The following is a 20,117-nucleotide window of genomic DNA, read 5'->3' as shown; positions in this document are numbered from 1 at the left end:
TTAGCAGCAAACTTAGTAGTTTAGAAATCAAGAGTTTCTATTGTGTATATTTGTGAAATGAAATTAAGAAACACTGCTATTACTGTAATTGGAGATAAGCTTTTTTGGTTAGGTTTGTTGTTTTTATTGGTGTGGATTAATACTCTAATTGGCACTACAGACATTAACAATTGGCTTATAGAAAATACCTTAACAGTAATAGCACTGCTTTTTTTAATTCTTACCTACTCGAAATATCGTTTTAACAATATTAGCTATGTCTTAATTTGTGTTTTTTTATGTCTGCATGTGTATGGATCAAAATACACCTATGCAGAGAATCTATTTGGCTATTGGTTAGAAGATGTATTTCATTCTACAAGAAATCACTATGACAGATTGGTGCATTTTAGTTTTGGATTACTATTGTATTATCCGTTGCAAGAATGTTTTTCAAAATGGATTAAAATTCCGAAGAATTTAGCATTAAAACTACCTGTTTTAATCATTCTATCTACAAGCGCTCTATATGAAATTATTGAATGGTTAGTAGCAGACGTGTTTTTTGTAGAAGAAGGCATTTCCTATTTAGGCACTCAAGGTGATGTCTGGGATTCACAAAAAGATATGGCAGTCGCCTTTTTAGGTGTTATACTAGCTGCTTTGATCTACCATGGATATTTCAGTATTAAAAAAACTCAAGAAAATAGTCTAGACTGACCTAAGTCATCATAATTGGTTATTACATCCAATACCTTTATGTGATTATTAATTTAAAATCATATAAAATGAAAAAGCCAAACATCGGAATTTCAGCAGAAAACAGACAAGCTATAACAGACCACTTATCAAAGATATTAGCAGACGAATTTGTATTGTATTCAAAAACTTTAAATTTCCATTGGAATATTGAAGGTCCAGATTTTCATGCTGTACATGTTTATTTGGAAACCTTATACGAAGAACAACAAGACGTTGTTGATACTGTAGCAGAAAAAATACGAATGATAGGTCATTACGTACCTGCAACTCTAGAAAAATATTCACAATTAACACATCTTACCGAAAAAACTAAGGGTAAAAATGATAGTCAAAGTATCTTCGCAGAATTGCTAGAAGATCACGAAAGTATTATTATGTTCCTTAGAGAAGAAATAAAACCTATTGCAGATAAATGGCAAGCTGATGGTATTAGTGACTACCTTACTGGACTTATGGAACAGCACGAAAAGACAGCTTGGATGTTGAGATCACATTTAAAGTAAGCATTATAAATTTATAAATGCATCTTATTTAAAAATCCAGACGGTATGTATACTGTTTGGGTTTTTTAATTAAAAAAATAGTAATCCATAAAATAGTCCACTGTGTTAAAATTATCAGAAAAAATAATTAGACTGATTTGGGTCAGTGTTGGTACTTTACATTCATGATATCTTTGATGTATAATTATTGTTTAATTTAAATCATAAAAATTATGAGAACAGATTTAAGTATTAAAGAAGACATCTTAGACGAATTAGAATGGCAACCAAGTATTGATGAAACTCAAATTGGTGTTGTTGTAAAAGATGGCATTGTAACACTAACAGGGACTGTAGATAGTTATGTTAAAAAGCGTGAAGCAGAAAAAGCAGCTAAAAGTGTCGTAGGTGTAAAGGCTGTAGCCGAAGAGATTGAAGTACAGTATGGTACTTCTTCACACAAATCAGATGCAGAAATAGCCGAAGCTGCAGTTAACGCCTTAAAATGGAACATTTCTGTACCTTCAAACAAAATTGACGTTAAAGTTGAAGATGGTTGGGTTTATCTTTCTGGAGAAGTGATGTGGGATTTTGAAAAAAATGCTTCTAAAAAAGCGGTTGAAAACTTACCAGGTGTAAAATATGTATTAAATAATATTACACTAAAAAACACAGTGGAAGCCCAAGACATTAAAGACAAAATTAAAAAAGCATTCGAACGTTCTGCAGATATTGATTCTAAAGGCATTACTGTACAGACTGAAGGTCATAACGTTAAATTGACAGGTAAAGTTCATTCGCTAAAAGAAAAAGATGATGCAAGACGAACAGCTTATTATGCACCAGGAGTATGGAGTGTTGATAATGAGTTGGAAGTTGTGTATTAATTTTTTAGAATTTATAAGACACAAAATTAATGTTGTCTTATAGAAAATCACCCTAATGCATTTTATGTGCTAGGGTGATTTTTTTTGACACTGACTTGGGTCAGTAAATATTATAATTTACTGCAGTAATTTTATATTGAATTAAGAATTACACAATTTAAAATGTATGAATTATGAAAACGGATTTAGAAATCAAAAATGACGTTTTAGACGAATTATCGTGGCAACCCAATATCGATGAAACCCAAATAGGTGTAGTTGTAAATGATGGTATTGTAACACTCTCCGGAATTGTAAGTGACTTACCAAAAAAGATTAGTATTGAAAATGCAGTTAAACATGTAGCTGGAGTAAAAGCCGTTGCTGAAGAAATTAAAGTAAAATATACAGATAGCGATAAATACTCTGATGTAGAAATTGCGAAAGCAGCAATAAGTGCTTTAGAATGGAATGCTTCTGTACCATCTGAACAAATTATTGTTGAGGTTGAAGACGGTAAAATCTATTTAACAGGAGAATTAGAATGGGCTTATCAAAAGGATTTTGCAAAAAGAACCATTGAACATTTATATGGTGTAAAAGAAGTCATCAACAACATTCAATTAAAACCAAAAGCAACTCCTGAAAACGTAGAACACCAAATTAAAAAAGCATTTGAGCGCTCAGCAAATATTGATGCTAAAAATATTAAAGTTACCATCAATAATCAGGAATTAACACTAAGTGGAACAGTACATTCTGTAAAGGAAAAAGATGATGCAGAAATTGCAGCATATAATGCACCAGGAATAACTAATGTTATCAATCAATTGGAAGTTGACTATTACCCAATCTATTTATAAAAACAAATAAAATTTATTAAAATGAATTATAAAAATGTAACCATAGCAGGAAGTGGTGTTTTAGGATATCAAATCGCCTTTCAAACCGCATTTCATGGATTTAATGTAACCGTTTATGATATTAATGATGCTGTTTTGGAAAAAGCAAAAGCAAAATTTAATGCCATGTGTGAAGCTTTTAAAAAAGATTTAAATGCAACACAAGAACAGCTAGATAAAACGCGTCAAAACTTAAGCTATACGTCTAATTTAGCTGAAGCAGTAAAAGATGCAGATTTACTAATTGAAGCGGTTCCAGAAAACCCAAAAATAAAAATAGAATTTTACAATAAATTAGCTAAAGTAGCTCCGGAAAAAACAGTGTTTGCAACAAATTCTTCAACACTTTTACCGAGTCAATTTGCAGAAGCAACAGGACGTTCTCACAAATTTTTAGCCTTACATTTTGCTAATACCATTTGGATTCACAACACAGCAGAAATTATGGGTCATGATACTACAGATCCAAAAGTTTTTAAAGATGTCGTCGCTTTTGCTAAAGCTATTGGTATGTTGGCTTTACCGCTGCATAAAGAGCAACCAGGATATATTCTTAACTCTTTATTAGTACCTTTACTAAGTGCTGCTACTAACTTATTAGTAAATGAAGTTGCAGATGTGCAGACTATAGATAAAACGTGGATGAAGGCAACTGGAGCACCTGTAGGACCTTTCGCAATCCTTGATGTTGTTGGTATTACTACAGCTTATAATATTGATAAAATGGCAGCAGAGAAAACTAATGATACCTTAAAAATTAAAACAGTACAATACCTAAAAGAAAATTTTATAGATAAAAATAAATTGGGTGTTTCAACAGGAGAAGGTTTTTATTCATACCCAAATCCAGCATTTAAGGATCCAGATTTTTTGAAATAAGACGACATTCACTTTAATTACTACTTAAAAAAAGCGGATATTATATTTATGTAAAGGTCTTTATGAAAACACATAAAAAACTAAGTGAATTAGCAGCAACTGCCATTTGTGGAAACGATATCAGTTCATCTGTGTTATATGTGTCTGCATTGGCTATCGCTTTTGCTGGCCAATATGCATGGATTACTTTACTTATTGTGTCTTTGGTGCTTTTTTTATTTAGAAAAATTTATGGAGAAGTCGTCGGTGCATTACCATTAAATGGTGGTGCTTATAATGCGTTATTAAACACAACAAGTAAATTTATGGCGTCTTTTGCAGCCACATTAACGTTGTTGTCTTATATGGCTACTGCAGTTATTTCAGCTAACGAAGCCATTCATTATTTGCATCATTTAATTCCTGGGATTTCTATAATAATTGCAACCATAAGTCTACTTAGTTTTTTTGGAGTGCTAACAATTATAGGCGTTTCAGAATCCTCTAAAGTGGCTATCGGAATTTTTCTATTTCACTTATTCTCTTTTGCGGTATTAAGTGGTTTTATTTTTTTCTTCTTGATTAATAATGGCATTGGCTTATTTTTTGAGAATTGGCATTTTCCAACGACTTCCGGAAGTATAACTAAAGCCATTTTTCTTGGTTTTGCTGCGTCCATGTTAGGGGTTTCTGGATTTGAAAGCTCAGCCAATTTTGTTGAAGAACAAGAAAAAGGTGTGTTTCCTAAAACACTAAAAAATATGTGGATTGTAGTTAGCGTATTAAATCCGTTGACTGCATTATTTGCACTGTCATTATTTGCAATTCCATTATTACAAAGTGATGCGTATCAAAATACACTGTTAATAGAAATGGCATCTCATGTTGGAGGCAATTGGCTGGCTATTTTAATAAGTATAGATGCCTTTTTGGTGCTTAGTGGAGCAGTATTAACAAGTTTTGTTGGCGTTTCTGGGTTGTTAGAACGTATGGCTTTAGACCGAATTTTGCCACAGTTTTTTTTAAAGAAAAATAAAAGCGGAAGTTCTTATCGTATTATACTTGTTTTCTTAATCTTAACCATTTCTGTTTTATTGATTACTAAAGGTGATGTAAAACTCTTGGCTGGTGTTTATACCATTTCTTTTTTATCAGTAATGACATTATTCGGAATAGGGAATGTACTTCTTAAAGTGAAACGAAACAGTTTACCACGTCCTGAAAAAGCAAGTTGGATGGCAATACTTGTAGCTATTACTGCTGTAATTATTGCATTGATAGGTAATATTGTGATGCCACCAATAGAAGGTGGTGCAAGTAATGTAACCGTCTTTTTAGATTATTTTATTCCTGCCATTATTTTTACAACGATAATGCTGAATAGAACTCTTTTATTAAAAGTGCTCCTAAAAATAATCCATACAGTTTTTGATCCGGTTCGTAGTTTTGTAATGAAAACAGATAGTAAAATATTGAAGGTAATTGATACTATTAATTCTCAGGAGTTTGTTTATTTTACTAAAGATGATGATGTAGAAACACTAAATAAAGTGCTCCTGTATATTCAAAAAAATGAACACACAAAAAGATTGAAAGTTGTGACTGCGACAAAAAATGGTAACCTGATTACAGAGCAATTTAGGAACGATATAGATGTTGTGGATAGAGAATATCCATTAATTAAAATCGAGTTTATAGAATTAGATGCTAATTTCGGTCCAGAATTAATCACCAAATTATCAAAAGAATGGAGCATTCCAATCAATTTTATGTTTATAGGTTCTCCTGGAGATCATTTTCCTTATAAAATTGAAGAATTGGGTGGTGTACGATTAATCATTTGATTGAAGGTTTAGTATGAGAATATCTAAAATTTAAAAACTAATGTATTAAATTTCAAGAAAATCACTATTCCATAATTTTTAATGCAAACAAATAATTTTAATATAACAGGGTTGACCAATAAAGAAGTGCTGGAGGCACGTTCAAAGTATGGTTATAACAAATTGGAGGCTAAAAAAGAGTATTACTATTTTGAAGCTATTAAAAGTTTAGTAAAAGAGCCTATGGTTATTTTACTATTGGTTGCATCCACCATTTACTTTATTAGTGGAAATTTTGGAGATGGTATTTTCCTTACCTCAGCGACAATACTTGTCGCTGCTATTTCTTTATACCAAGATTCTAGAAGCCGAAATGCTTTAGAAAAACTAAAAACTTTTTCAGAGCCTAAATGTAAAGTCATTCGTAATGGCAAAACCGAAGACATAACAAGTGAATTATTAGTTGTTGGAGATAGTCTTATCGTGGAAGAAGGAGGTACTGTCGCTGCAGATGGTATTATTGTACACTCTAATGATTTTTCAGTAAATGAATCTATTCTAACTGGAGAATCTTTATCCGTTTATAAAGACAAAACTAAAGCAGATCATCAAGTGTATCAAGGCACATTGGTTTCAGGCGGATTGGCAATTGTTACGGTTACTGCTATAGGAAATGAAACGCAATTAGGTAAAATAGGAAAAAGCCTAGAAGGAATACAAAAAGAAAAAACACCTTTAGAATTACAGATTAACAATTTTGTAAAAAAAATGGCTATCGTTGGAGCTGTTGTTTTTATAATTGTTTGGGCAATAAATTATTTTCATTCTTATAATATATTAGATAGTTTACTTAAATCTTTAACCTTGGCGATGAGTATTTTACCAGAGGAAATTCCAGTAGCTTTTACCACGTTTATGGCTTTGGGATCATGGAGATTGATGAAATTGGGAGTTATTGTTAAACAAATAAAAACAGTTGAAACTTTAGGTAGTGCTACTGTTATTTGTACTGATAAAACGGGTACTATTACAGAAAATAGAATGAGTCTCGCTAGACTTTATACGGTATCTTCTGATAAAGTATTCAAAATTGATGAAAATTTAGGTGCTATAGAAAAGGAACTGATTAGAGTATCCATGTGGGCAAGTGAACCTATTCCTTTTGATCCTATGGAAATAGCGTTGCATAGCGCTTATAAAAACACTAGCCAAATAGATGAACGTTCCCAATTCAAGCTTGTGCATGAATATCCTTTAGGAGGAAAACCGCCTATGATGACACATGTGTTTGAAAATAATCAAGGAAAAAGAATCATTGCAGCAAAAGGAGCACCAGAAGCCTTAATTGCGATTTCAAATCTTTCAACTATTGAAAAGGAACATATAAATGAGGCTATTAAAACAATAACAGCTGAAGGGTATCGTGTGCTGGGTGTCGCTGAAACTCATTTTAAAGGAGATAATTATCCGGAGAAACAGCAAGATTTTGATTTTGAATTTAAGGGAATCGTTGCTTTTTACGATCCTCCAAAGAAAAATATAGCATCAGTACTAGAAGATTTTAGTTTGGCTGGAATAAAGGTTAAAATTATTACTGGTGATAATGCATTAACCACTAAAGCCATTGCCAAAGAAATTGGGTTTAAAGGTTTTGATAAAAGTATATCTGGTGACGAATTAATGCTACTTAATGAAACTGAATTACAGCAAAAGGTAGAAGACACCACAATATTTACAAGAATGTTTCCGCAAGCGAAACTAAAAATTATCAATGCCTTAAAAGCCAATAATGAAATTGTAGCCATGACTGGCGATGGTGTTAATGATGGACCTGCTTTAAAAGCAGCGCATATTGGAATTGCTATGGGTAAAAAAGGTACCGAAATTGCCAAACAAGCAGCATCTTTAATTTTATTAGACGATGATCTGTCAAAAATGGTTGATGCTATTGCAATGGGAAGACGAATTTATGCCAATCTAAAAAAAGCAATTCAATATATTATATCTATTCATATCCCTATTATTTTAACTGTTTTTATTCCTTTAGCCTTGGGTTGGGCGTATCCAAATATATTTTCTCCAATCCATATTATTTTTTTAGAATTGATTATGGGTCCAACTTGTTCTATTATTTATGAAAATGAGCCGATAGAAAAAAATACGATGCTTCAAAAACCTCGTCCGTTTACAGTTACGTTTTTTAACGGAAAAGAGTTAGTGACTAGTATCGTGCAAGGTCTAATGATTACCTTGGGAGTACTTATTGTATATCAATATGCCATCCAAAATAATTATAGCGAGTCACTTACGCGCAGCATGGTTTTTACTACTTTAATTGCTGCTAATATATTTTTAACTTTGGTTAACCGATCTTTTTATTATTCAATTTTGACTACCTTGAAATATAAAAATAAGTTAGTCCCATTGATTATTGGCATCACCATTATTATTACAGCATCATTACTTTTTATAGCACCATTGACAAAATTCTTTAAATTTGAAACTTTAAACCTTGCTCAACTATTAATTAGTGTGGTAACAGGTTTTTTAGCTGTAATTTGGTATGAAGTAGTTAAATGGAACAAACGAAAAAAAACAGAAAACAGTACTAAGATCTAGAGATATAGAAGCAATTGATTGAGATATTCAATTCAAATTTTATAAGTGTTTTCAGAAAATAGACAAATAGATTATTAGAGCTGTTTTAGAAAAATTAGAGAGAGATACTTCAGTTTTAGAAATAAATTGTTAAAGATTTAAAATTTCCGAAGATATTGAAAAAGAAGGAGTTAGTGTTGGTGTTTTTATAAGTGCGGTAAAATTAAATGAAAAATTATAATCTCTAAAAGAAAAGGAAATGGCTCAGAAAACTGTTTGTTTTTGACGTTGAATTTATAGCGTAGAAAATGAATTAGAAGTTGTTGATTGAGTCTTAATAAATATACGATATGAAAATTGTGTCTTGGAATGTAAATGGTATAAGAGCCATAGTGAAAAAGGATTTTTTTGAATCTTTAGAAAAATTAAATCCAGATATTTTGTGTTTACAAGAAACTAAAGCTCAAGATAATGAGGTAGAAAAAGCCTTATTACCAATAAGTGGTTATAAACAGTATTATAATTCCGCAGAAAAAAAAGGATATTCTGGAACAGCTATTTTGAGTAAAACTAAACCGCTATCTGTTATCAATGATATTAATATTTCAGAGCATGATGCTGAAGGAAGAATACAGTGTGCAGAATATGACGGTTTTTATTTAGTAAATGTTTATGTGCCTAATTCTGGGCAAAAATTAGATCGTTTAGACTATAGACAACAATGGGATGCTGATTTTTTGAAGTATTTAAAAAATTTGGAGAAAAATAAACCTGTTATTGTTTGTGGTGATTTTAATGTAGCGCATCAACCAATGGATTTAAAAAATGATAAATCTAATTACAATAAAACAGCAGGTTATACTCAAACTGAAATTGATGGAATGGATAATTTTATCAATTCGGGATTTGTAGATAGTTATAGATTGTTACATCCTGATACAGTTGCGTATACCTTTTGGAGCTATCGTTTTAAATCTAGAGAACGTAATACAGGGTGGAGGATTGATTATTTTTTGGTAAGTAATTCTCTAGTGGGTAACATAAAATCAACACAAATACTACCGGAATACTATGGATCAGATCATTGTCCAATTAGTCTCGAAATCACTTTGTAAAGCACTTGATTATTTAATGTAACTCATTAAGGAATTCTTTTAAAACATCTACTTGAAAGTTTCCTACAAGTGGTGAGTTTTTATCTGCATTCATTATTACCAAACCATAACCTAAATGCGATAGTTTACAATCTTGAATAATTTCTTCATTTATTCCACTATATACTGGCATAAAATGTTTGTTTGTCTCAATCCCAGAAGTTTTTGCGATTTTAATGGCTGTTGCTACTGCATCTGTAATTTGGTCAGGAGATAATCCTTTATTTAAAAGATCACTGGCTAAATGTGTCATATGTAGACTGTGATACATGTCCATAAAATTATGAATCGCATCAGCCTCATTATATGTTTTAGTATATATTAATAATTCCATAGTAGTTATGTTTTTCTATTTTAAAAAATAACTACTGAAGAAATTGCGATTAATCTAGAATGCATTTCTTCAGTAGTAGGATTAGTTATAGACCTTTTGCATAGTCAAAAACAATTCTTTTAAAAGATTTAAAATCATTTGTAAACGTGTTCATTCTTGATAAAAGATGACGGTGTTTTTCTCTGTAATCATTATCAGATAATCCTTTTTCTCCCAATTCAATTTTTGATAATAATTGCTCGTGTTCAACAATGCTCTCTCTTAAATCATTAAACAAATCTGTGTGGATTTTATCTAAGTTTTTTAGCATGCTTTCATATTCTGAATTGTTTTTTTCTGAAGCTTCTTTTTTCTTTAATAAATCATTAAAAAATCTAATCTCATCTTTCCAGAAATCTATGGTATCTAGCCATTCTCTGCTTTCAAAGTGTAAAACATCTAGTCCTGCACCTAATAAATATTGCGTTTTTGGATTTGAAGTTGCTGTATTCATAATGGTATATTTTAATTAATTATTTCTAATTTATTTACTAATAGCGATTATTCATTTGTAGAATATCTATTAAAAAGACTTAGTTGTAAAGCTTTTTTAGCATCCTTTAAAAGTTGTTCAACTTCGTCTACAGTATTATTTCTTATTTGTGCAATTTCTTCTAGACTTAATTCTTGATTTGTTGCTAATTCAAAAACATTTCGCATGGCATTTGGTAAATTATGTAATACCATAGCAATATGATTTTTAACGTTTTCGTCCTTTAAGTTTTTATCTATTTTTTTAACCAAATCCTTTTCGTCATCTTCAATAAATACATGGTTTAAAGTGTAATCATTATGATTGTAAGACATGTCTTCTAATTCTTCAATCAATAGTAAATCTCCACCACCATCTGTACTATACTTTTCTTCCATTGCATCCCATTCTGGTTTAGAATAGTCGTCAATATTTTTAAAGAATAAATCATCAAACTCTTCTTCACTACTAATGTCATCTAATAATGAATTGGTTGTTTTAAATAACCATAAATAAAAATCTTTTTCATGTTTAACCTCTTCTATATGATCATAAATTTCAATAAAGAGCTGATCTATGATATCATCTGCCTTATACTTGTTTTTTGAGAAATGACCTTTTCTAATAGCAGTATTCAATTGTGTATTCACATACTGTCTTATTTGAGGCATTATTTTTAATACTAATGCATTAAAAGATGTTTGATCACCTTCTTTTTTTAGTTTAATAAGATCAGGAAATGAGTTTGTTACGAATACACGGAACTCCTTTTTGTTTTGGTAATAAGAAATATTTGTTTGCATGATATATTGTCTTAATTATGTTATATGTAAAGGTGTGAACTTAACGCTTGGTATGAAATGATTTAAATCAGTTTAGACTAAAATAAAGTTCTGATTTTATGTTTTTTCAAAATGTCTTCTAATTGTTTTAGTTCATTTTCGAAACCTCTAACTATTATTAAATAGTTACCATGATGTAATGACTTCAAATAAAATGTAGTGCTCTCTTGATCTATCCCTAAACCTCGAAAAATGCCGTAAGGACCAGTTAACATCGTACCAATTTTTTTGAGTTCTATTTCTTGTAAAAACATAGACACAAGAAATCCAGTGATGAAAATGATTCCAATTTCAGGGTTTGAAAGTATTCCAAAATCAATTGGATGCGTAAACATAGCTTTGCATTGGGTTTCCATATCATCTTCTACAGCCGCAAGTTCTTTTGCATCACTCAGATTTTCTTCATTAAACTTACCAATTATAGATACTTGTAGGTTACTATTCTCAGATAATTTAAGAGCTTTAACAACTTTTTCTATGTGCCAAAATTTTGGGTATGATTTTAAGAAAACACGCTTTTGGTTTGTTTCTTGACTTTTAGATTTCATTATAATTTAAAATTGGTACAATAATTTCTTCTGTAACACTAAATTAATATGAACTAAATTGAAAAGTAATGATGTACATCACTATTGATGATTTTTTGTAATCAGCTATCCAAATTCGGAAATTTGTTTTAGACTTTCTTTATCTAATAAAACAAGTCTTCTGTTTGTTTCTACATCAATTAAACCTTCATGTTTAAATTCTGTTAACATTCGTATAGCAGTTTCTGTAGCCGTACCAATTAATCCAGCAAAATCTTCTCTAGGAATACTAATACCTGTATGTTCACTATCTTTAATTAGTCCTTTCTGATCTAATTCTAACAATGCTTTGGCAGTTCTTTTTCGTACAGTAGAGTAGGCCATATCTACCAAGTGCTCTTGCATGTCTATTAAATTGTTAGAGATAATATCTATAAATTTATTAGAAACCTCTTTATTACCATACAAGAGTTTGGTAAAATCTGCTTTTGGGATTCCGCAAATCTCAGCATCTTCCAATACACTTGCTGTTTCTATGTATAAACCTTTATCACCAAGTAGCGATAACTGACCTATAAAATCTCCAGGACCATATAAGCCTGTAACAAATTCTTTTCCAGATTCGGTCGTTCTATATGTTTTTACATTTCCGCTTTGAATAAAATATAATTGATGTGCTGCAGTACCTTCTGTAAAAATGTAGTCTTTCGTTTTATATGTTTCAAGATTACGATCTTTAGACAGTTCTTCTAGTTTTAAGTAATCTGAAGCTTCGTTGATAAACTCGCTTATACCTTCAATATTTTTGGAGAATTCTTTCTTTAAAAAATCACTCTTTTTTATACGACATACGATAGCATCTAATAATTCATCCTCTTCAAATGGTTTGGTTAGATAATCATCTACACCAATATTCATTCCTTTTCTTATATCTTTTTTTTCCGATTTAGCCGTTAGAAAAATAAAAGGAATACTTGCTGTTTTATGGTTTTTACTTAAGCTTTCAAAAACACCATAGCCATCTAAAATTGGCATCATAATATCGCAAAGAATAAGATCAGGAGCATGTTTTATAGCTTTTTCTACACCTATTTTTCCGTTTTCCGCAGTAATGACCGTATAATTCTCTAACTCAAGAATATCTGCTGTATTTTCTCGTACGTCTTGATTGTCTTCAATTAATAGTATTGTATTCATCTTTATTTTTCATTTAAAGGAAAGGTTATATAAAATGTGGACCCTTTATTTAGTTCACTTTTAAAATTAATAGTGCCATCCATTAATTCGGTATATTGCTTTACAATATTTAGTCCTAATCCAGTGCCTTGAATATTGGAAGCATTATTTGCACGATAAAAACGTTGAAACAGATGATTTTGGTCTTCTGCAGGAATACCAATACCTTGATCTTTTATCTCTAAATGTACTAACTGGTTTTTAACTTCTATTGTAATGGTGATTTCTTGATGTTCTTCGGAATACTTTATGGCATTTGATATTAAATTGTAAAGGATATGTTTTAATAATTTAGCATCTAAAAACACGTTAATAACAGAATCTTCATATTGTAAATTAATAATCTGACCTTCTTTTTTGATGCCATCAATGTCTTCAATTAATGACTTAGAAAAATCAATTAGGTTGAATGATTCCGAATGCGAAGTTACTTTGCCTTCTTGTAACTTGCTTAATGAAAGGAAGTCGTTAAGTATAATGACCAGACTTTTTACATTAGATCTAATTTTAGTGACATATCCAATCCTTTTTTCTTCTTTTCCTGGCTCGTTTTGTTTTTCAATGAGTATTGCTGAAGACAGAATAGCACTTAAAGGCGTTCTGAATTCATGCGAAGCCATAGAGATGAACCTCGATTTTAGTTCGCTTAATTCACGTTCCTTTTTTAAAGTATTGAAAATTTCAAGTTCTGCTCTTTTTTGTAAGGTGATGTTATTATGGACTAACAATACACGTTCAATTTTGTTCTCTTTGTTAAATAAAGGAGTTGTGTTAACTAGGTAATATCTGTCTTGGAATGTGATTTCAAAAGAGAGATGTTCGCCTTTAAACGTCTTTTTAATGTTCTCCTTAACTATTGACTTTACATCTTCAGGAATTTCAGTAATTGTGTTAAATGGCGTTGATTTATTCACCAAATTTTCAAATCCTAACTCTTCCAGTTCTTCACCTTCAATAAATACAAGTGAAAAGGTGGAATCTATAACTGCTACAAACCCTCTTGGAAAATTATGAGAAATATCATTAAGCAATTGCATACTACTCAAAGCTTTGTTTTCAGCCTCTTTAGTTTCATTTATTTGGTCTTCAAGACTTAAGTTAGATTCTACTAATTTTTGAACAACTGTAGTCAATTCTTTGGTTCGTTCTGCTACTTTTTCTTCTAATTCTAGAGTGTAATTTCGTAGCTTTTCTTTACTCTCTTTTAATTTTTCTTCTGCTTTTTCACTCTCAGTAATATCTCGTATAATGCATAAAAAATTATTGTTGGTTGTTTTAACTATTCGAGATTCAAAATGTTTCAACTTGCCCATAATGGTAAGAGCGTATTCAACAATTTGATATTCATTGGTTTTTTCGCAATCGGTAAACCCCTTTCTTATTTTCTCGCAAACTTCCATAGGAAGGATTTTATCAATATTATTACCTATGTGTTTGTCGTATGGAACAATAAGTTGAAAGTCTTCAGGCGCATGAATCTCCAAGTGGTTTCCTTGTTTATCATAAAGTATCATGACGTCAGGTAAAGCTTCTAGTATGGCTTCGGTTTTTTCTTTACTACTCTTTAATTTTAATTCAATGTCTTTATGCCTTGTAATATCTTGGATGCTACCATATAGTTCTTTTGGGTTGCCTTCTGTATCGTATATAATTTCACCTTTTGCTAGAATGTGTCTTACAGTACCATCTGGTCTAACAATTCTTTGTTTGTGTTTATAAGGTGTTTTATTTTTTATAGCGTCGTTTATTGCTTGTATTGTGTTTTTTCTATCCTCTGGATGAATAAAACCTCTTACAGATTGGGAATTCAGCTTGTTATCTCCAGGAGTAAGACCAAGGATTCTGTAAAATTCGTCAGACCAACTTCTATCGTTAGTTTTTATATTCCAATACCAATCTCCTACATGTGCAAGGCGCTGGGCTTCTGCCATTCTGCTTTCACTAGCTAGTAAGGCTTGTTTTGCAGACATACGCTCTGTAATATCTATAATAAAAGCAATGACATACTGTTTATTATCAATTTCTGTAGGACTTAAACTTATTTCTAACGGAAATTGTGAACCATCTTTTTTTAAACCCCATAAATCTAAACCCATTCCCATGCTTCTTGTTTTTGGCTTTTTAGAATATTTGGTTCTATGGGATTCGTGGTTTTTTCTGAATTTATTCGGAATAAGATTTTCTACTGTTGTATTAATTAATTCTTGTGTGTTGTAACCAAACATCTGTTCGCTTGCAGGATTGGCTTTAATAATAACACCAGCATTATCAATAACCATTATACCTTCAACTGAAGACTGAAAAACACTTTTAAATAAGACGTTATCTTTTAATTCATCAATCATTTTTTATATTTTAAATACTTCCATTTGTCTTAATTTAGGTAAACACGCAGGATAGTTTTCTTGTATAAAACCTATTAATTGTTCTCGTAGTTCACAACGCATAGTCCAAGTGTCTGAAGCATTTTTTGCACTAAATGTTGCTCGTAGTTCTATTGTTTTTTCATTACTGTTTGTAACCAAAAGTGCTCCAGGTTTTTTATCCCATAAAGGATGCACTTTTAAAATAGCCATAAGTTTTGTTCTTAAAACAGAAACAGGAAAGGTATAATCTACATAGAGAAAAATAGAGCCAATTAATTCGGTAGAATTAAAGGTCCAGTTTACAAAAGAATGATCATTAAAATAATTAAGAGGCAAAACTAATCGTCTTTGATCCCAAGTTTTAATAACCACATAGGTTAGCGTTATATCTTCAACGGTTCCGTATTCTCCTTCTATAGCAACTTCGTCGTCTATTTTAATAGGTTGTGTAAAAGCGATTTGAAATCCGGTTATTAGATTAGCAATTGATTTTTGAGCAGCGACACCTGCTATAATTCCTATAACACCTGCAGATGTTAGTATAGTAGTGCCTAGTTTTCTTACACCAGGAATATTCCATAAAATAGCAGCTATAGCAAGTGTGAAAATAATAACAATAGAAAGACTTTTCATGAAGCGTAATTGCGTCAATACTTTTCGATCTTTAGTTTTATGGCTTCCATTAATAGTGAATTTTTTATTAACCACTTCCTCTAAAGCATTTAATAATGCAATTAATATCCAAGAGAAATTAATAATAATAAGACTTTCAATAATTTTATGCCAAAAGGAGTTTAACTCTAGAAAAGAAAGTGAACTGTAAATAAATATAATAGGAAGAAGAAATATTGCAGGTGCCTTTAAATGCTTTAATAGCTGAGCTTTTAAAACGTTTGGTTTTCTTTTGTTAGAGAATTTAATAAGTGAAAATAAAACCCATCGTAACAAAAGACCTATTACGATACAGCTTAAGATTACTAAACTATATGTGATCCAAGATTCTAGATTGAGTGTTGTTTTTATGTTGGTTATAGTCATTTGATTATGTGAAATAGGCTAGTGTTCTTTCATTTAAAAAGACTTAGATTATCATTACTTTTCTAATATATGTTTGTTTTCTTCTAAAACTTTTTTTGTAGCGATATAGCCCAAATTGAAAATAGCTTCTACACTGTTCATATCAAAAGTGCCATAATTAATTAATTCTTCAGGAGAAATAATCAAATCACAGATTGGAAACTTCAACATAGATTCTGAAGCGACTTTAATTTTATAAGCTCTTTCTACAACGCTATAAGAATGCTTTAAATCTTTAATGCTAATTTTTTTTAAAGGATTAACATATACACCAATTATTTTATCACAGTCTTTTTGTAAGGGTTCTACAGGAAAATTATTTAAAGTACCACCATCAATATAGAATTTACCATTAATCTCGGTTGGCGTAAAAACACCTGGAAAAGAAGCAGAAGCTATAATAGGTTTTATAAGTTGTCCTTTACTAAATACTTTTAGCGAGCCATCAATGACATTTGCTGCAGTTATAAATAGCGTTTTTTTTAAATCTTCAAAATTATCATTTGGAAGATAGGCTTTGAGATCATCATAAAATTTTTCTGAATTTATAAATCCAGGTTTATTACGTGCATATCTAGTAGTTTGGAATATGGATATGGTTTTGAAAAAACTCAGCATGTCAGACCAACTCACACCTGCAGCATATAAAGCTCCAATAATCGCTCCTGCACTTGTTCCTGAAATATGAGTTGGCGAAATACCAAACTCTTCTAAAGCTTTTATAACTCCTATATGTGCAGCTCCTCGAGCTCCTCCACCAGAAAGTACTAATCCTGTATTCATCTATAAGTTGTATTGGTTATCGTAAAGGTATTGAGCTTGTTGTAAATAAATAATGATTATTATCAGTTGCTTATAAAACAGGACTAAATACTTTGGCTAGACCTTCTTTTAAACGATCTGTTTTTGGTCTTTTAAGATGCTGTTGGTAGTCCATTTGGCTACTTTTATTGCAATCTTTTAGAAAATCATTCTTTAGCGCTGTGGTGATGTCTTTGTCGTAGATGAGCGCATTTACTTCGTAGTTTTGTTCAAAACTTCTAATGTCTAGATTCGCTGTGCCAATGGAAGTTAGGGCATCATCAGAGATAATGACTTTACTATGTAAAAATCCATCTGGATATAAATAGATTTTAACTCCTGATGCTAACAAATCTTCAAAATAAGAACGTACATTCCATTTGACTAGAAAGCTATCTGAATTAGTTGACAGTAATACTCTAATGTCAATACCACTCATGGCTGCTACCTGTAATGCTTGTAGTAAAGCTTCTCCTGGAATTATATATGGATTTGTGATGTAAACATAGTCTTTTGCGTTATTAATTATTGAAAAATAAAGTTGTTGTATTGAAGAAAAATCGGAATCAGGACCACTAGCAACAATTTGCGCTACTGATGTTCCTAGTGTTGCATGTTTTAATATGTATTTGGTGTTTAGTAAATGGTCTGTACCACTTGCAAAACTCCAATCCATTGTAAAAACAGCTTGTAAGCTATTGACTACTGTACCTTTTAATTGCAGGTGCATATCGTACCATTTTCCTAAAACTGGATCGCCAGATATATATTTGTCAGATACATTAATTCCGCCTGTAAAAGCCACAAGACCATCAACAATAACAATTTTTCGATGATTTCTATAATTAATAGAAGAGAGTAGTCTACCAAGTTTCATTGGTAAAAAACTGTATACTTCTATGCCTTCTGCTTTAAGACTATTTATGTATGAGTTGCTTAATGTTCTACTGCCTAATGCATCGTAAAGAAAACGGATTTCTACACCTTCTTTAGCCTTTCTTAATAATATAGATTTAAATGTTTCAGCTAAATCACCTTCTTCAAAAATATAATATTGAATATGAATAAACTTTTCAGCTTGCTCTAATGCTGAAAAAATAGCTTTGAAATTCGCCTTTCCATTTTTTAGTGGAATTAACTCATTTCCATCACTAGGTAAAAACTTCGATCCTTTTGTGATTAATTTAGCTAACTTAATGTGCTCTTTAATAGCCTTTGGAATGTTACTGTGTTTGTGGTTATCTAATTTACTGTAATACTCCTCGACATTAGCATAGTATTCTGAGATCTCTTTTGTTTTTTTAAGCGTATAAAATTTGTTTTTTCTTCTATTACGTCCAAGAATAAAATAAAAAAGCATGCCTCCAACAGGAACTGTGAAAATGGCCAATAGCCAAGCCAAGGTTTTAGTTGGTCTCACGCCATAAAGCAATAACCTTCCCATTAAAACAAATGCCAAAAGGAAATATAATATAATTGCTATTATCATAGTTTAGTGTTTGTTGCTCGCAACGATTTCAAATGTAATGAGACCAACATCAATGGTTGCTTTTTTCAAAACACCCATGTCGTAGTAGTAGATGTTTTCATTTCCCTTTGAGTTTATTTTTTTATAAGTATGGTTTCCCAATTCAATTATGGTATTAAAGCTACCATTTTGTTCCGAATAACAGGTATTAATGTTTACAGGTTCATTAAAAAACATCTGTACAGTAGAGTAGGAGATGGAATCATTTATGCGGTTTTCATACTTCCCGTTTTTAATAACTTGATAACTATTGTCTTCCCATTCTGTTTCTGTTTTAGCGTGTGGATTTTCATTAACAGTAATATTTACATCTGACTTCTCTAACAATTGAGCTTCAAAAGTCACGTCGTATTTATAATTGACACGAATCTCTTTCATAATTCTGGTGTTGATTGTTGTAGAACTTTGATAATGGATTTTAGAATCTGTGATTGTTCTAGAGGCTTTTAAGTTGCCGATTACTTTTTTTTTATGAACGATGTCAAAATAGATGTTGTCTTCTGAACGCTTTGTGTCGCTCCAAAAGTTTAACAAAACGATAAGGAGTATTAAGTTCTTAAGCATAAATTTTTACAATGGTTTTTAAGTAAAATATCCAATGTGCAAATTACCATATTAAAAAAGAAGAAAAGCTGATCTATATCATTTCAATACGCAACTCCTAGTCCTATTTTAGCTTATTAATACTTATTACTGCATTGGAGAATGTTGAATTACATTCTTGAAATTAATCTTATATTTTTATTATGAAACAATTATTTAAAAACACAACTTATTTGGTTTTATGTCTATTGGTTTTTTCATGTAATACTTCGAAAAAAGATAAAACAGAAACTGGTGATACTACGGAAGATGTAATGCTTCAAGACAAGCAACTGTATAGTATAGATACTGCTGGTGTTTCAGTTTTATGGACAGCTTATAAGTTTACAGATAAACTTGGTGTTAGCGGCAAGTTTGAAGACTTTAAATTTTCGGGAGTACATAAAGCTACATCTATTGATAATTTACTGAAGCAATCTAAAATATCAATCGTTACGGCATCTGTAAATTCTAATTCTGAAATAAGAGATCCGAAATTAAGAACTTCTTTTTTTAAAGTGTTTAATACGAGTACAATAGAAGGTGTAGTTTTAGAGGCAAATCAAGGTAAAGGAATTGTAAGTTTAAAGATGAATACGATGACACAACCTTTAGATTACACGTATGTTTATAAAAATGACACATTAGTAATGACTGCTAAAATTGATTTAAACACATGGCATGGAGAAGAGGCAATTCAATCTTTGAACAAAGCATGTTATGATCTCCATACAGGAACCGATGGAATTTCAAAACTTTGGCCTGATGTAGATGTACAAATAAAGCTTCCAGTTAAAACAAGATAGTGTTTCAATTTGTATAGTTATTGAAGACTTAAGCTATAGAAACAAAAAAGGAGGAGATGAATCATTTCATCTCCTCCTTTTTT

19 protein-coding genes are annotated in these 20,117 nt (G+C 31.0%); 9 read left to right on the top strand and 10 right to left on the bottom strand.

The window, feature by feature from the left end:
• Positions 1-57: 57 nt before the first annotated feature.
• From WNY78_RS08110 to WNY78_RS08075, 8 genes are all read left to right on the top strand, one after another.
• Complete coding sequence (locus WNY78_RS08110) at positions 58-699, top strand: DUF2238 domain-containing protein (protein ID WP_342872699.1); 642 nt, start codon at positions 58-60, stop codon at positions 697-699.
• 68 nt (positions 700-767) lie between these two features.
• Positions 768-1,244, top strand: coding sequence for a DNA starvation/stationary phase protection protein (locus WNY78_RS08105; RefSeq protein ID WP_342872698.1), 477 nt, complete (start codon positions 768-770; stop codon positions 1,242-1,244).
• A gap of 212 nt (positions 1,245-1,456) precedes the next feature.
• The gene (locus tag WNY78_RS08100) at positions 1,457-2,110 is read left to right on the top strand and encodes a BON domain-containing protein (protein WP_342872697.1); all 654 of its coding nucleotides are present in this window, start codon (positions 1,457-1,459) and stop codon (positions 2,108-2,110) included.
• A gap of 173 nt (positions 2,111-2,283) precedes the next feature.
• Positions 2,284-2,952, top strand: coding sequence for a BON domain-containing protein (locus WNY78_RS08095; RefSeq protein WP_342872696.1), 669 nt, complete (start codon positions 2,284-2,286; stop codon positions 2,950-2,952).
• A gap of 21 nt (positions 2,953-2,973) precedes the next feature.
• Positions 2,974-3,870: a 3-hydroxyacyl-CoA dehydrogenase gene (locus tag WNY78_RS08090; RefSeq protein WP_342872695.1), complete on the top strand. Its 897-nt coding sequence runs from the start codon at positions 2,974-2,976 to the stop codon at positions 3,868-3,870.
• Positions 3,871-3,932: 62 nt separating this feature from the next.
• Positions 3,933-5,693, top strand: coding sequence for an APC family permease (locus WNY78_RS08085; RefSeq protein ID WP_342872694.1), 1,761 nt, complete (start codon positions 3,933-3,935; stop codon positions 5,691-5,693).
• Between the two features lie 81 nt (positions 5,694-5,774).
• The gene (locus WNY78_RS08080) at positions 5,775-8,291 is read left to right on the top strand and encodes a cation-translocating P-type ATPase (protein WP_342872693.1); all 2,517 of its coding nucleotides are present in this window, start codon (positions 5,775-5,777) and stop codon (positions 8,289-8,291) included.
• Between the two features lie 329 nt (positions 8,292-8,620).
• Positions 8,621-9,385, top strand: a complete 765-nt coding sequence (locus WNY78_RS08075) for an exodeoxyribonuclease III (protein WP_342872692.1) — start codon at positions 8,621-8,623, stop codon at positions 9,383-9,385.
• Between the two features lie 13 nt (positions 9,386-9,398).
• Here WNY78_RS08075 and WNY78_RS08070 read toward each other — a convergent pair whose 3' ends face one another.
• The 10 genes from WNY78_RS08070 to WNY78_RS08025 form a co-directional block, all read right to left on the bottom strand.
• Entirely contained in the window at positions 9,399-9,758 is a 360-nt protein-coding gene (locus WNY78_RS08070) for a hypothetical protein (RefSeq protein ID WP_342872691.1), read from the bottom strand.
• A gap of 85 nt (positions 9,759-9,843) precedes the next feature.
• Positions 9,844-10,251 (bottom strand): hypothetical protein, encoded by a 408-nt coding sequence (locus WNY78_RS08065; RefSeq protein WP_342872690.1) that lies wholly within the window; start codon positions 10,249-10,251, stop codon positions 9,844-9,846.
• A 47-nt stretch (positions 10,252-10,298) separates the two neighbouring features.
• Positions 10,299-11,072, bottom strand: coding sequence for a sigma-70 family RNA polymerase sigma factor (locus tag WNY78_RS08060; RefSeq protein WP_342872689.1), 774 nt, complete (start codon positions 11,070-11,072; stop codon positions 10,299-10,301).
• A 77-nt stretch (positions 11,073-11,149) separates the two neighbouring features.
• The gene (locus WNY78_RS08055; protein ID WP_342872688.1) at positions 11,150-11,659 is read right to left on the bottom strand and encodes a hypothetical protein; all 510 of its coding nucleotides are present in this window, start codon (positions 11,657-11,659) and stop codon (positions 11,150-11,152) included.
• Between the two features lie 105 nt (positions 11,660-11,764).
• Positions 11,765-12,835 (bottom strand): response regulator, encoded by a 1,071-nt coding sequence (locus tag WNY78_RS08050; protein WP_342872687.1) that lies wholly within the window; start codon positions 12,833-12,835, stop codon positions 11,765-11,767.
• 2 nt (positions 12,836-12,837) lie between these two features.
• The gene (locus WNY78_RS08045; RefSeq protein ID WP_342872686.1) at positions 12,838-15,219 is read right to left on the bottom strand and encodes a PAS domain S-box protein; all 2,382 of its coding nucleotides are present in this window, start codon (positions 15,217-15,219) and stop codon (positions 12,838-12,840) included.
• 3 nt (positions 15,220-15,222) lie between these two features.
• Positions 15,223-16,278 (bottom strand): mechanosensitive ion channel domain-containing protein, encoded by a 1,056-nt coding sequence (locus tag WNY78_RS08040; RefSeq protein WP_342872685.1) that lies wholly within the window; start codon positions 16,276-16,278, stop codon positions 15,223-15,225.
• Between the two features lie 54 nt (positions 16,279-16,332).
• On the bottom strand, positions 16,333-17,100 hold the full coding sequence (locus tag WNY78_RS08035) for a patatin-like phospholipase family protein (RefSeq protein WP_342872684.1): 768 nt from the start codon (positions 17,098-17,100) through the stop codon (positions 16,333-16,335).
• A gap of 70 nt (positions 17,101-17,170) precedes the next feature.
• The gene (cls, locus tag WNY78_RS08030) at positions 17,171-18,607 is read right to left on the bottom strand and encodes a cardiolipin synthase (RefSeq protein ID WP_342872683.1); all 1,437 of its coding nucleotides are present in this window, start codon (positions 18,605-18,607) and stop codon (positions 17,171-17,173) included.
• A gap of 3 nt (positions 18,608-18,610) precedes the next feature.
• Positions 18,611-19,210, bottom strand: a complete 600-nt coding sequence (locus WNY78_RS08025) for a DUF6134 family protein (protein ID WP_342872682.1) — start codon at positions 19,208-19,210, stop codon at positions 18,611-18,613.
• A 182-nt stretch (positions 19,211-19,392) separates the two neighbouring features.
• Between WNY78_RS08025 and WNY78_RS08020 the strand changes: the two genes are divergently transcribed.
• The gene (locus tag WNY78_RS08020) at positions 19,393-20,034 is read left to right on the top strand and encodes a YceI family protein (RefSeq protein WP_342872681.1); all 642 of its coding nucleotides are present in this window, start codon (positions 19,393-19,395) and stop codon (positions 20,032-20,034) included.
• Positions 20,035-20,117: the final 83 nt, after the last annotated feature.

This window comes from Psychroserpens sp. AS72 (assembly GCF_038900375.1).
GTDB lineage: Bacteria > Bacteroidota > Bacteroidia > Flavobacteriales > Flavobacteriaceae > Psychroserpens.
Note: the sequence above shows the minus strand (reverse complement) of the source record. Positions and strands in the feature narration are given on the sequence as shown.